Source organism: Kitasatospora terrestris, assembly GCF_039542905.1.
Lineage (GTDB): Bacteria > Actinomycetota > Actinomycetes > Streptomycetales > Streptomycetaceae > Kitasatospora > Kitasatospora terrestris.
The window spans coordinates 7,462,427-7,474,226 of sequence record NZ_BAABIS010000001.1; the positions used below are offsets into that span (position 1 = coordinate 7,462,427).

An 11,800-nucleotide genomic window follows, 5' to 3' on the forward strand; every position below is an offset into this window, starting at 1 on the left:
CGAGAGGACGTTCCATGACCACGGAGATCCCACGCGTCGTCCACGTCGACGACGCACCCCCGAACTGCCGCCGCGGCGGTGACCTGCGGGCCATGCTCACCCCGACGACTGTCGGCGCGACCAGCGGCTTCATGGGGATGGCGCTCGTCGAGCCGGGGGACCGGATCGGTGAGCACTACCACCCGTACTCCGAGGAGTTCGTCCTCGTGGTCGAGGGCGACCTGGAGGTGGACCTGGACGGGAAGACCCAGCGGCTGGGGCCCGACCAGGGGCTGATGATCCCGATCGGGATGCGGCACCGCTTCCGCAACGTCGGCGCCACCCAGGCCCGGCTGGTCTTCCACCTCGGCCCGCTGGCGCCGCGCCCCGAGCTCGGGCACGTGGACACCGAGGAGACCGTGGTGGAGGCCACCCAGGCGGGTCCGCCGGAACCCCTCGGGGCGGTGTCGTGACGCGCCGGGTCGCGGTGACCGGGATCGGCGTGGTCGCTCCCGGCGGTGTCGGCGTCCCCTCGTTCTGGGCGCTGCTCACCGCCGGGCGCACCGCCACCCGGGGGATCACCCTGTTCGACCCGGAGGGCTTCCGCTCCCGGATCGCCGCCGAGTGCGACTTCGACCCGGCGGCGCACGGCCTGGACGCCGAGCAGTGCGCCACCCACGACCGCTACGTGCAGTTCGCGCTGGTGGCCGCCGCCGAGGCGGTCGCCGACAGCGGGATCGACCTGGCGGCCGAGGACCCGTGGCGGATCGGCGTCTCGCTCGGCACCGCCGTCGGCGGCACCACCCGGCTGGAGCACGACTACGTCAAGGTCTCCTCGCACGGGGCGCGTTGGGCGGTCGACCACCGCCCGGCCGGGCCGCACCTGGAGCGGGCGTTCCAGCCCAGCTCGCTGGCGGCGGCGGTGGCCGAGCGGTTCGGCACGGGCGGCCCGGTGCAGACCGTCTCCACCGGGTGCACCTCCGGCCTGGACGCGGTCGGCTACGCGGCGATGGCCGTCGAGGAGGGCCGCGCGGACGTGGTGATCGCCGGTGCCAGCGACTCGCCGATCTCCCCGATCACGGTCGCCTGCTTCGACGCGATCAAGGCCACCTCGGCGCGCAACGACGACCCGGCGCACGCCTCCCGGCCGTTCGACGCCTCCCGGGACGGCTTCGTGCTCGGCGAGGGCGGCGCCGTCCTGGTGCTGGAGGAGCTGGAGCACGCCCGCCGGCGCGGGGCCCGGATCTACGCCGAACTCGGCGGCTTCGCCACCTTCGGCAACGCCTACCACATGACCGGCCTCACCCAGGAGGGCCTGGAGATGTCGCAGGCGATCGACCGGGCCCTGGCCCACGCCCGGATCAACGGCGAGGACGTGGACTACGTCAACGCCCACGGCTCCGGCACGAAGCAGAACGACCGGCACGAGACCGCCGCGGTCAAGCGCTCGCTCGGCGAGCACGCCCGGCGCACCCCGATGAGCTCGATCAAGTCGATGGTCGGCCACTCGCTGGGCGCCATCGGCGCGATCGAACTGGTCGCCTGCACGCTGGCGCTGCACCACGGCGTGGTCCCGCCGACCGCCAACTACGAGAAGCCCGACCCGGAGTGCGACCTGGACTACGTCCCGCGCACCGCGCGGGAGGTGCCGCTGCGGCACGTGCTCTCGGTCGGCAGCGGCTTCGGCGGCTTCCAGTCCGCCGTGGTGCTCAGCCGGACGGGGGTGGCGGCGTGAACGGACGCAGCGCGGTGCTCACCGGCGTCGGCGTGATCGCCCCGACCGGGATCGGCGCCGACGACTACTGGAAGGCCACCCGGGAGGGCCGCTCGGCCCTCACCCCGATCGACCGGGAGGGCTGCGACCGGCTCCCGCTGCGGGTCGCCGGGCTGGTGCGCGGCTTCGACGCCAGGTCGTTCGTCGAGGAGCGGTACCTGGTGCAGACCGACCGCTTCACCCACTTCGCGATGGCCGCCGCCGCGCTGGCCATCGACGAGGCGGCCCTGGAGGTGGAGGACCCGTTCACCGTCGGCGTGGTCACCGCGGCCGGCTCCGGCGGCGGCGAGTTCGGCCAGCGCGAGCTCCAGCAGCTCTGGGGCAACGGGCCGCACCACGTCGGCCCGTACCAGTCGATCGCCTGGTTCTACGCGGCCTCCACAGGTCAGATCTCCATCCGCGGCGGTTTCAAGGGCCCCTGCGGGGTGGTCGCCGCGGACGAGGCGGGCGGCCTGGACGCGCTGGCGCACGCCGCCCGAGCGATCGGACGGGGCACCGAGGCGGTGGTGGCCGGCGCCGCGGAGGCGCCGATCGCCCCGTACTCGATGGTGTGCCAGCTCGGCTACCCGGGCCTGTCGCTCGTCGAGGACCCCGAACGGGCCTACCTGCCCTTCGACCGGGCGGCGGCCGGCTTCGTGCCCGCCGAGGGCGGCGCGATGTTCGTGGTCGAGGACGAGCGGCACGCCCGCGACCGCGGCGCCCGGGTGCGGGCCCACCTGGCCGGCCACGGCGCCACCTTCACCGGCGCGGCGCGCTGGGCGGAGTCCCGGGAGGGGCTGGCCCGGGCGATCCGCGGGGCGCTCGCCGAGGCGCGCTGCGCGCCCGACGAGGTCGACGTGGTCTTCGCCGACGCCCTCGGCGTCCCCGAGGCCGACCGGGCCGAGGCGCTCGCGCTCGCCGACGCGCTCGGCGAGCACGCCGGCCGAGTCCCCGTCACCGCCCCCAAGGCCGGCACCGGCCGCGCGCACTGCGGCTCGCCCGCGCTCGACGTGGCCGCCGCCGTGCTCGCCCTGGAGAACGGCCTGATCCCGCCCACCCCGAACACCACCGCGTGCGAGGCGGAGATCGACCTGGTCACCGGCTACGCCCGCTCCGCCGAGCCGCGCACCGCCCTGGTGCTCAGCCGCGGACTGATGGGTTCGAACGCGGCCCTCGTGCTGCGCCGGGCCTGACAAACCCTCACCCACTGGAGGAATCCGATGAGTTCCGAGATCACCCATGACGACCTCGCCACCCTGATCAAGACCCGGGCCGGCGTCACCGTCACCCCCGAGGAACTGGCCGACCCCGGCTGCATGTTCCTCGACCTCGGCGTGGACTCGCTGGGCGTGCTCGGCGTCCTCGCCGACCTGGAGAACCGCTACGGCGTCTCCATCGACAGCTCCGACCTGCTCGGCCGCCCGGTCGCCGAGTTCCTGCAGACCGTCAACTCCACCGTGAAGGCGAGCGCCTGAGATGCCCGGACACACCGACAACACCATCGTCATCAACGCGCCCGTCGACCTGGTCTGGGACGTCACCAACGACCTGGAGAACTGGCCGCAGCTGTTCAGCGAGTACGCCTCCGTCGAGGTCATCGACCGGCAGGGCCAGCTGGTCCGCTTCCGGCTCACCATGCACCCCGACGAGAACGGCCAGGTGTGGAGCTGGGTCTCCGAGCGCGAGGCCGACCGCGACAAGCTCACCGTCCGGGCCCGCCGGGTCGAACCCGGACCGTTCGAGTTCATGGAGATCCGCTGGGAGTACGAGGAGGTGCCGCAGGGCACCAGCATGCGCTGGATCCAGGACTTCGCGATGAAGCCCACCGCGCCGATCGACGACGCCGGGATGACCGACCGGATCAACCAGAACTCCAAGGTCCAGATGGAGCTGATCCGCGCCAAGGTCGAACACCGGGCGGGTCTTTCGTGACCGGCCCCCACCGGTCGCTGATCGTCGCCCGGATGAAGCCCGACACCGCCGACCACATCGCGGACGTGTTCGCCGACTCCGACCGCGGCGAGCTGCCGCACCTGATCGGGGTCACCGGCCGCAGCCTGTTCCAGTTCGGCGACGTCTACCTGCACCTGATCGAGTCCGAGCGCCCGGCCGGGCCGGAGGTCGCCCGGTACGCCTCGCACCCCGAGTTCCGCTCGATCAGCGACCGGCTCGCGGTCTACGTCGACGCGTACGACCCGGCCACCTGGCGCTCGCCCAAGGACGCCATGGCCCGGGAGTTCTACCGCTGGGAGCGGACCGGTCACTGACCGGCCCCGCGACCGCCCGAGGAATGGAGACCCGACGTGGACGTGGACCGAGACGAGCAGGAACCCGACTGGGTGCGCTGCGAGGGCTGCGCCGCCCTGGTCTACGGAAAACGATGGGTCAGGAACCTGCGGGTCTGCCCCGACTGCGGCCGGCACGGCCGGCTCACCGCACCGCAGCGGCTGGCGCAGCTGCTCGACCCCGGCACCGCCGAGCCGCTCGACGGTGCCGCCGCGGTGCACGACCCGCTCGACTTCGTCGACAGCCGCTCCTACACGGAGCGGCTGGACGAGGCCCGCGCCGACACCGGTCTCAGCGAGGCCGTGCTGTGCGCCGCCGGACTGATCGAGGGCCAGCCCGCGGTGGTCGCCGTGATGGACTTCCGCTTCCTCGGCGGCAGCCTCGGCTGCGCCGTCGGCGCGCTGATCACCCAGGCCGCGCACACCGCCCTCGCCCGGCGCGTCCCGCTGGTCATGGTCACCGCCTCCGGCGGCGCCCGGATGCAGGAGGGCGTGCTCTCCCTGATGCAGATGGCCAAGACCGCCCAGGCGCTCGCCGAACTCGACGAGGCCGGCATCCTGACGGTCTCGGTGATCACCGACCCGACGTACGGCGGGGTGGCCGCCTCCTTCGCCACCCTGGCCGACGTGATCATCGCCGAGCCCGGTGCCCGGATGGGCTTCGCCGGCCCGCGGGTGATCGAACAGACCACGGGGGAGCGGCTGCCGGAGGGCTTCCAGACCGCGGAGTTCCTGCTGGAGCACGGCATGGTCGACGACGTCGTCCCGCGGATCGGGGTCCGCCCGGTGCTCGGCCGGCTGCTGGGGCTGCGCCCGCCGCTCGCCCCGAGCGCGCCGGAGGCCGGATCCACCGAGGCGATCCTGCGCGCCGCCGACGAACTGACCGACCGGGACGCCTGGGAAGGCGTCCGGCTCGCCCGCCACCCCGAACGCCCCACCACCCTGGACTACGTCCGGCGGCTGGTCGACGACTTCCAGGAACTCCACGGCGACCGGCTCAGCGAGGACTGCCCCGCCATCGTCGCCGGCACCGGACGCGTCGCCGGTACGTCCGTGATGCTGATCGGCCACCACAAGGGCGGCCCCGACCTCGGCGAGCGCCGCCGCCGCAACTTCGGCATGGCCGCGCCCTCCGGCTACCGCAAGGCCGCCCGGCTGATGCGGCTGGCTGCCAAGCTCGGCCTGCCGGTGGTCACCCTGATCGACACCCCCGGCGCCAACCCCGGCCCCGACGCCGAGGAGGGCGGCCAGGCCGCCGCCATCGCCGAGAACCTGCGGCTGATGGCCCGGCTGCCCGTGCCGATCGTCGCCGTGCTGATCGGCGAGGGCGGCAGCGGCGGCGCCCTGGCGCTCGCGGTCGCCGACCTCGTCCTGGTCAGTGCCAACGGCATCTACTCGGTGATCAGCCCCGAGGGCTGCGCCGCGATCCTCTGGAAGGACCCGCAGGCCGCCCCCACCGCCGCCGACGCGCTGCGCCTGCACGCCCGCGATCTGCTCGCCCTCGGCGTGGTCGACGGCGTCGTCCCCGAACCGCCCGACGGCGCCCACCAGGACCACGCGGCCGCCGCCGGACTGCTGGAGGCCGCCCTGGTCAGCGCCCTGCACGAACTCATCCCCTGGGACCCGCAGCGGCTGCTCGCCGACCGCAGGAACCGCTTCCACGCCTTCGGCGCCGCCGCCGAGGCACCTGCCGAGAGGAGCCAGCCGTGACCACCGAGCTCACCGGCGACCCCGCCGACCTGACCGCCGGGCCGACCGCGGACCTGACCGCGCTCTGCCGGAGCATCGCCGAACTGGCCCGGATCAGGCCCGAGCTGCCCGCCCGGATCCGCCTCGAACACCTCGGCACGGCGGTCGAGATCCACTGGAAGCCGGTCACCTCCCCGGCCGTCGGCGTCGTGGCGGAGGCCCCCGCAGCACCCGCCGCCGCCGAGCCGGAGACCGCCGGCCCGCACCAGGTGAAGGCACCGATGATCGGCACCTTCTACCACGCGCCCGAACCCGGCTCCCCGCCCTACGTCCGGGTCGGCGACACCGTCGCGGCCGGACAGCCGATCGGCCTGCTGGAGGTCATGAAGATGATGACCCCCGTCGAGGCCGACGCGGCCGGCACCGTGGTCGAGATCCTCGCCCCCGACGCCGCGCCGGTGGAGTTCCAGCAGCCGCTGATCGCCGTCCGACTCGCCTGAGGGGCCGACGTGTTCACCACCGTACTGATCGCCAACCGCGGCGAGATAGCCGTCCGGGTCGCCCGGACCTGTCGCGAACTGGGCATCCGCACCGTCGCCGCGTACTCCACCGCCGACCGCGACTCGGCGGTGGTCCGGCTCGCCGACCGGGCCGTCCACCTCGGGCCGCCCGCCGCGAAGTCGAGCTACCTGAACATCCCCGCACTGATCGAGGCCGCGCTCAGCACCGGCGCCGAGGCGGTCCACCCCGGGTACGGCTTCCTCTCCGAGGACCCCGACTTCGCCGAGGTCTGCGAGGCCAACGGCCTGACCTTCATCGGCCCGCCCGCGCACGTCATGGAGCGGCTCGGCGACAAGGCGATGGCCCGCCGACTGATGGCCGAGGCCGGACTGCCCGTCCTGCCCGGCTCCACCGGCGTGGTCACCGGCCCCGCCGAGGCCCGGCAGCTCGCCGACCGGGTCGGCTACCCCGTGATCCTCAAGGCGGTGGCCGGCGGCGGCGGACGCGGCATGGCCGTGGTCCGCGACGGCGACCAGCTCGCCCCCGCCTTCCAGGACACCCGCGCCCACGCCCGGGCCGTCTTCGGCGACGACCGGCTCTACCTGGAGCGGTACGTCGACGGCGCCCGGCACATCGAGGTCCAGGTGCTGTGCGACCGCCACGGCAACGCCGTCCACCTCGGCGAGCGGGACTGCTCGGTGCAGCGCCGCCACCAGAAGCTGATCGAGGAGTCCCCGGCCCCCAACCTGCCCCGCGCGCTGCGCGACCGGATCTGTGCGGCCGCCGTGCAGGGCGCCCTCGCCGCCGGCTACGTCGGCGCCGGCACCTTCGAGTTCGTCCTCGCGCCCGACGGCGGCTTCTTCCTGATGGAGGTCAACTGCCGCCTCCAGGTGGAGCACCCGGTCACCGAGATGGTGACCGGCATCGACCTGGTGCGCGAGCAGCTGCGGATCGCGGCCGGCGAGCCGCTCGGCTACGGGCAGCAGGACGTGGTGGTGCGGGGGAGCGCGGTGGAGGCCCGGGTGAACGCCGAGGACCCCGAGCGGGACTTCGTGCCCACCCCCGGCCTGCTCAGCGAGTTCACCCCGCCCGGCGGCCCGTTCGTCCGGGTCGACACCCACGCCTACCCCGGCTGGGTGGTCGGCCCCGACTACGACTCGCTGCTCGCCAAGACGATCGCCTGGGCACCCGACCGTGAACAGGCCGTCGCCCGACTCGACCGCGCCCTCGCCGAGTTCCGGATCGACGGGCCGGGGGTGCGCACCACCGCCGGGTACCTGCGCCGCACCCTGGCCGACCCGCGCTACCGGGCCGGGCGGCACACCACCGGACTGGTCGCCGCCATGGCCGAGGAAACGGCCGTCTGACCCCCTATCGGCAGGGCACGCGCCCGGGTTGACCCCCCGCACCCGAAGGGCCCAGCAGGACGCCCGGGATGCCGCACCCGGCTCGCGGCACCCGGTCGGCGGGCGCAGCGTGGTCCACGGCGCCGCGACACCACGGGCCGGCAACGGGCCGGCCCGCGCGGCCATCGGAAAGGTTCCCACCCCCATGCGTTCTGCACGCACCCTCGTGACCGGCGCGGCCGTTGCCGCCACCCTCCTGCTCGGCGCCCCCGCAGCCCTCGCCGACGTCCCGCCCGATGCCGGCAGCCACCAGGGCGGCGGCTGGGACGGCGGCTCCAAGGCCGCCGAGGCCGCCCCCGCCGCTCCGGCCCCCGCCGCTCCGTCCGCCGCGGAACCCGCAGCCGCCGAACCGGCGGCCGAGGCCGCCGCCGGCTCGTCGAGCTCCTCGGGCTCCGCGACGTCCGAGCACGGGTCGAAGGGCTCCGACAGCAAGCACCACAAGCCGCACGGCGGCGTGCACACCGGCGGCGGCGGCCTCGCGCTGTCCGGCGGCGGCGCCGCGACCGGCGCGGTCCTGCTGGCCGGCGGGGTCGGCGTCTCGGTGCTGGCGATGCGCCGCCGCCGGACCGCCGCCAAGCCGGGCCTGGCGCTCTGACCCGTCACCACCCCGGGACACCCGCCGGGCCGGCCGCCCACCCGGGCAGCCGGCCCGGCCGGGCGTCTCCGCCGAGGAAGGCACGCACCACCGATGAACCCACCCACCCCCCAGCCCGGCGGAAAGCTGCTGCGCCTCGGCCTCGGCGCGGCCGCGCTCGGCGTGCTGGTCCTCTACAACTCGGTGGACGCCAAGCCGGTCGACGAAGCCTCCGCACCGGCCGCGTCCACCTCCGTCTCCGCCTCCGCCGCTCCGTCCGCCGCAGCCGCCCGCGGGGCCCGGGCGCCCGCGCTGCCGCGCTCGCAGCCCACCCGGATCCGGATCCCGCAGATCGCCGTCGACGCCCCCGTCAGCCAGCTCGGCCTGGAGGCCGACGGGCGGCTCGCCGCGCCGCCCGTCGACAACCGCAACCTGGTCGGCTGGTACAGCGGCGGCGCCGCCCCCGGGGAGGCCGGCAGCGCCGTGATGGCGGGCCACGTGGACACCAAGAGCGGGCCGGCGGTCTTCCTGCTGCTGAGCCTGCTGGTCACGGGCAACACCGTCGACGTCACCCGGGCCGACGGCACGACCGCCACCTTCGTCGTCGACAGCGTGGAGACCTTCGCCAAGAACGCCTTCCCCGACGACCGGGTCTACGGCGACACCCCCGACGCCCAGCTGCGCCTGATCACCTGCGGCGGCGTCTACGACCACAAGGCCAAGGACTACACCGCCAACGTGGTCGTCTTCGCGCACCTGAAGGCGTGAGGCGGCAACGCGAGAGGGGCCGCGCCGTGCGCGGCCCCTCTCGCGTTGCCCCGGTCGGTCAGACCGTGCACTCGAAGGCGTGCAGGTACGGGTTGACCGGCTCGACCGCGTGCAGCCGCAGACCGGACTGCTCGATCAGCGCGGTCATGCTGGCGGTGGTGTGCTTGGCGCCGCCGACGTTCAGCAGCAGGAGCAGGTCCATCGCGGTGGTGAAGCGCATCGAGGGGGTGTCGTCGACCAGGTTCTCCACGATCACCACCCGGGCGCCGGGCCGGGCCGCCCGGATCACGTTGGCCAGGGTGCGGCGGGTGGAACCGTCGTCCCACTCCAGGATGTTCTTGATCAGGTAGAGGTCGGCCCCGACCGGGACGTCCTCCCGGCAGTCGCCCGGGACCAGCCGCGCCCGGTCGGCGAACTCGCCTCCGGGGCGGAGCCGTTCGTCGGCCTGGGCGACCACCTGCGGCAGGTCCAGGAGCGTGCCGTGCAGGCCCGGGTGGGCGGCCAGCAGGTTGGCCAGCACCTGGCCCTGGCCGCCGCCGATGTCCGCGACCGAGGAGACGCCGGTCAGGTCCAGGAAGGCGGTCAGGTCCTCGGCGGACTGGCGGCTGGACTGGCTCATCGCCCGGTCGAAGACGGCCGCCGAGTCCGGGGCGTCGTCGTGCAGGTACTGGAAGAACTCCTTGCCGAAGGTGTCGGTGAAGACGCTGCGCCCGGTGCGCACCGCGTCGTCCAGGCGGGACCAGGACTGCCAGGTCCACGGCTCGGTGCACCACAGCGCGATGGCCCGCAGGCTGCCCGGCTCGTCCTCGCGCAGCAGCCGGGAGAGCGGGGTGTGCGCGTAGCGGCCGTCCGGGGTCTCGGTGAAGACGCCGTAGCTGGCCAGGGCGCGCAGCAGGCGGCCCAGCGGGCGGGCCTCGACCCCGAGCGCGGTGGCGAGTTCGGCGGGTGCGGCGGGCTGCTCGCCGAGTGCGTCGGGCAGCCCGAGGCGGGCGGCGGCGCGCAGGGCGCCCGCGCAGGCGGCGCCGAAGACCAGCTCGCGCAGCAGCATCGAGGGCGGGGCGGCGGCGGTGGTGTCGGGGGCGGTGGCGGTGGCCATGGGGTGCGGCCTCCTTCGGTCGTGGGCGTGTCGGGCGTGTCGGGGTACGGCGGGGTGCGGCGCTGGGCGGTCAGCAGTGGCCGGCGGGCAGGGAGGTGCGGCAGACGTTGCCGTCCAGCAGGTTGCCGGAGCCGGTGTCGCGGTCGGCGATGTCGGCCGGACCGTTGCCGCTCAGCAGGTTGCCGGTCACCGTGGCACCTGAGTTGGGCGCGCCGACCAGCGAGTGGAACAGCACGATGCCGCCGGACATCGGCGAGGCGCCGGTGTTGCCGGTCACCCGGTTGCCGGTCACCACGGTGTCCTCGGTGCCGGTCAGCAGGATGCCGGTGCCCTGGATGAAGTCCAGGCGCGGATTGGGCGCGCAGTAGCGGTTGTTGGCGTCCACCGTGTTGTCGCGCACGGTCAGCGCGCCGGCCCGGGGAACGCCCTCGTCGCCGACCACGAACACCCCGCCGCAGTTGTCGCCGATCAGGTTGGCCTCGACCGTGATGTTCCGGACCCGGCGCAGCACCACGCCGATCCGGTTGCCGGTCAGCCGGTTGCCGAAGACCTCGCTGCCGTCGGTGTCCAGGGCGCCGCCCTCGTGGTCCACCGCGTTGGCGACGAAGATGCCCGCCTGGCCGTTGCCGCTCGCCTCCACGGCGGTCAGCAGCGAGCCGGTGGACGCGTCGGTGGAGACGCCCTGCTGGCCGTTGGCCCGGGCGGCGACGGCGCGGACGGTCAGGGCGTCGGTCTGCGAGGCGTGCAGACCGTCCTTGGTGAAGCCCTCGACGGCCAGGGCCTCGATCCGTACGCCGTGCACCGGGCTGCCGGGCAGGCCCGTGACGCACAGCCCGTGCCCGGCGGCGGCGCACGCGCCGGTCGCGCCGGTGTCGGGGCGCAGCACCGTCCGGCCGGGGCCCTGGCCGCGCAGGGTGAGCCGGTCGACGGAGACGGTCAGACCGCCGGGCACGGTCCCGGCGGGGAGTTCCACGGTGTCGCCCGGGCGGGCGGCGTCCAGCACGGCCTGGACGGCCTGCGGGGTGACGCCCGCCCGCAGGCGGTGGACGGTTGGACCGGCCGCCTGGGCCGGTGCGGCGGGGATGGTGAGCAGTGCGGCGGCCAGCATCGCGGCCGGGGCGAGTCGTGCAGTCATGGGCGGATGACCCGCTTCGCTTCGGAGACGTGGGAACGCGGCCCGGTCGGGGCCGCCAGGTCGAAGCTAGGGTCGTCTCCGGGCGGGTTGCCACTTCTGTACAGCCGCAAGGGCGTTGCCGGTACCCCCGGTCCGGCGCGTCGTACACCCGATCGGGCGTCACCACGGCCCCGTTCCGGGCCGTGACGGGCGATCGGAGGGATCATGGGTGCATGGACACGCACACTGGACGGGTCATCGACGAGCAGACCGAACTGGACGGCCTCCTGGCCACCTCCGCTTCTGAATCCGACGCCGAGCCGGGTCTGGAGGCCCTCGCGGCCGACACCCTCCCGGACGCCGGCGACTACGAGGACGTCATCCTCCGCTCGGTGAACTGACCCTCAGCAGTAGACGCAGACCAGCTCGACGACCGGGGTGTCCCCGAGCATCCCGCCGACGGTCTCGCTGTACGGCTGCCCCGCCGCGATCGGCCGGTGGCAGCCGGAGCAGGCCAGACCGCCGGGGAAGTCCTCCTCGGTGACGAGGGCGTACGACAGCTGCACGGCGGTGCCTCCTCCGGGCGGTGGGCGGACAACGGTTCGTCCACCCACGTAAGCAGGCGTGCGGTGGCT

At 74.6% G+C, this 11,800-nt stretch carries 15 protein-coding genes; 12 read left to right on the forward strand and 3 right to left on the reverse strand.

All coding sequences use genetic code 11. The features are described 5' to 3' along the window. Window positions 1-14: 14 nt before the first annotated feature. From ABEB06_RS34145 to ABEB06_RS34195, 11 genes are all read left to right on the forward strand, one after another. Window positions 15-452 (forward strand): cupin domain-containing protein, encoded by a 438-nt coding sequence (locus ABEB06_RS34145; RefSeq protein ID WP_345700792.1) that lies wholly within the window; start codon window positions 15-17, stop codon window positions 450-452. Next, window positions 449-1,714, forward strand: coding sequence for a beta-ketoacyl-[acyl-carrier-protein] synthase family protein (locus tag ABEB06_RS34150; RefSeq protein ID WP_345700793.1), 1,266 nt, complete (start codon window positions 449-451; stop codon window positions 1,712-1,714). The genes ABEB06_RS34145 and ABEB06_RS34150 overlap by 4 nt, the downstream gene beginning before the upstream one ends. Beyond that, entirely contained in the window at window positions 1,711-2,925 is a 1,215-nt protein-coding gene (locus tag ABEB06_RS34155; RefSeq protein WP_345700794.1) for a beta-ketoacyl synthase N-terminal-like domain-containing protein, read from the forward strand. The genes ABEB06_RS34150 and ABEB06_RS34155 overlap by 4 nt, the downstream gene beginning before the upstream one ends. 27 nt (window positions 2,926-2,952) lie before the next feature. Next, window positions 2,953-3,207: an acyl carrier protein gene (locus ABEB06_RS34160; protein WP_345700795.1), complete on the forward strand. Its 255-nt coding sequence runs from the start codon at window positions 2,953-2,955 to the stop codon at window positions 3,205-3,207. A gap of 1 nt (window position 3,208) precedes the next feature. Next, a complete protein-coding gene (locus tag ABEB06_RS34165) occupies window positions 3,209-3,664 on the forward strand; it encodes an SRPBCC family protein (protein ID WP_345700796.1) in 456 nt (151 codons plus the stop codon). Beyond that, on the forward strand, window positions 3,661-3,999 hold the full coding sequence (locus tag ABEB06_RS34170) for a TcmI family type II polyketide cyclase (RefSeq protein ID WP_345700797.1): 339 nt from the start codon (window positions 3,661-3,663) through the stop codon (window positions 3,997-3,999). The genes ABEB06_RS34165 and ABEB06_RS34170 overlap by 4 nt, the downstream gene beginning before the upstream one ends. A 36-nt stretch (window positions 4,000-4,035) precedes the next feature. Further along, on the forward strand, window positions 4,036-5,727 hold the full coding sequence (gene accD / locus ABEB06_RS34175; protein ID WP_345700798.1) for an acetyl-CoA carboxylase, carboxyltransferase subunit beta: 1,692 nt from the start codon (window positions 4,036-4,038) through the stop codon (window positions 5,725-5,727). Further along, complete coding sequence (locus ABEB06_RS34180; protein WP_345700799.1) at window positions 5,724-6,206, forward strand: acetyl-CoA carboxylase biotin carboxyl carrier protein; 483 nt, start codon at window positions 5,724-5,726, stop codon at window positions 6,204-6,206. The genes accD and ABEB06_RS34180 overlap by 4 nt, the downstream gene beginning before the upstream one ends. 9 nt (window positions 6,207-6,215) lie before the next feature. Then, the gene (locus ABEB06_RS34185; protein WP_345700800.1) at window positions 6,216-7,574 is read left to right on the forward strand and encodes an acetyl-CoA carboxylase biotin carboxylase subunit; all 1,359 of its coding nucleotides are present in this window, start codon (window positions 6,216-6,218) and stop codon (window positions 7,572-7,574) included. Window positions 7,575-7,758: 184 nt separating this feature from the next. Beyond that, window positions 7,759-8,208, forward strand: coding sequence for a hypothetical protein (locus ABEB06_RS34190; RefSeq protein WP_345700801.1), 450 nt, complete (start codon window positions 7,759-7,761; stop codon window positions 8,206-8,208). A gap of 93 nt (window positions 8,209-8,301) precedes the next feature. Next, window positions 8,302-8,955, forward strand: coding sequence for a class F sortase (locus ABEB06_RS34195; RefSeq protein ID WP_345700802.1), 654 nt, complete (start codon window positions 8,302-8,304; stop codon window positions 8,953-8,955). A gap of 58 nt (window positions 8,956-9,013) precedes the next feature. On the opposite strand, the gene ABEB06_RS34200 is transcribed toward ABEB06_RS34195, so the two are convergent. Both ABEB06_RS34200 and ABEB06_RS34205 read right to left on the reverse strand, forming a co-directional pair. After that, complete coding sequence (locus tag ABEB06_RS34200; protein WP_345700803.1) at window positions 9,014-10,051, reverse strand: methyltransferase; 1,038 nt, start codon at window positions 10,049-10,051, stop codon at window positions 9,014-9,016. 70 nt (window positions 10,052-10,121) lie between these two features. Beyond that, on the reverse strand, window positions 10,122-11,186 hold the full coding sequence (locus ABEB06_RS34205) for a right-handed parallel beta-helix repeat-containing protein (protein ID WP_345700804.1): 1,065 nt from the start codon (window positions 11,184-11,186) through the stop codon (window positions 10,122-10,124). 212 nt (window positions 11,187-11,398) lie between these two features. Between ABEB06_RS34205 and ABEB06_RS34210 the strand changes: the two genes are divergently transcribed. Beyond that, window positions 11,399-11,566, forward strand: coding sequence for a hypothetical protein (locus ABEB06_RS34210; RefSeq protein WP_345700805.1), 168 nt, complete (start codon window positions 11,399-11,401; stop codon window positions 11,564-11,566). A 3-nt stretch (window positions 11,567-11,569) separates the two neighbouring features. On the opposite strand, the gene ABEB06_RS34215 is transcribed toward ABEB06_RS34210, so the two are convergent. Then, a complete protein-coding gene (locus tag ABEB06_RS34215) occupies window positions 11,570-11,731 on the reverse strand; it encodes a hypothetical protein (protein WP_345700806.1) in 162 nt (53 codons plus the stop codon). Window positions 11,732-11,800: the final 69 nt, after the last annotated feature.

Bases quoted from the DNA above. Each gene is read 5' to 3' on its own strand.
- ABEB06_RS34145 (WP_345700792.1), top strand. From the start codon at position 15: ATGACCACGGAGATCCCACGCGTCGTCCACGTCGACGACGCACCCCCG.
- ABEB06_RS34160 (WP_345700795.1), top strand. From the start codon at position 2,953: ATGAGTTCCGAGATCACCCATGACGACCTCGCCACCCTGATCAAGACC.
- ABEB06_RS34165 (WP_345700796.1), top strand. From the start codon at position 3,209: ATGCCCGGACACACCGACAACACCATCGTCATCAACGCGCCCGTCGAC.
- ABEB06_RS34190 (WP_345700801.1), top strand. From the start codon at position 7,759: ATGCGTTCTGCACGCACCCTCGTGACCGGCGCGGCCGTTGCCGCCACC.
- ABEB06_RS34195 (WP_345700802.1), top strand. From the start codon at position 8,302: ATGAACCCACCCACCCCCCAGCCCGGCGGAAAGCTGCTGCGCCTCGGC.
- ABEB06_RS34200 (WP_345700803.1), bottom strand. From the start codon at position 10,051: ATGGCCACCGCCACCGCCCCCGACACCACCGCCGCCGCCCCGCCCTCG.
- ABEB06_RS34205 (WP_345700804.1), bottom strand. From the start codon at position 11,186: ATGACTGCACGACTCGCCCCGGCCGCGATGCTGGCCGCCGCACTGCTC.
- ABEB06_RS34210 (WP_345700805.1), top strand. From the start codon at position 11,399: ATGGACACGCACACTGGACGGGTCATCGACGAGCAGACCGAACTGGAC.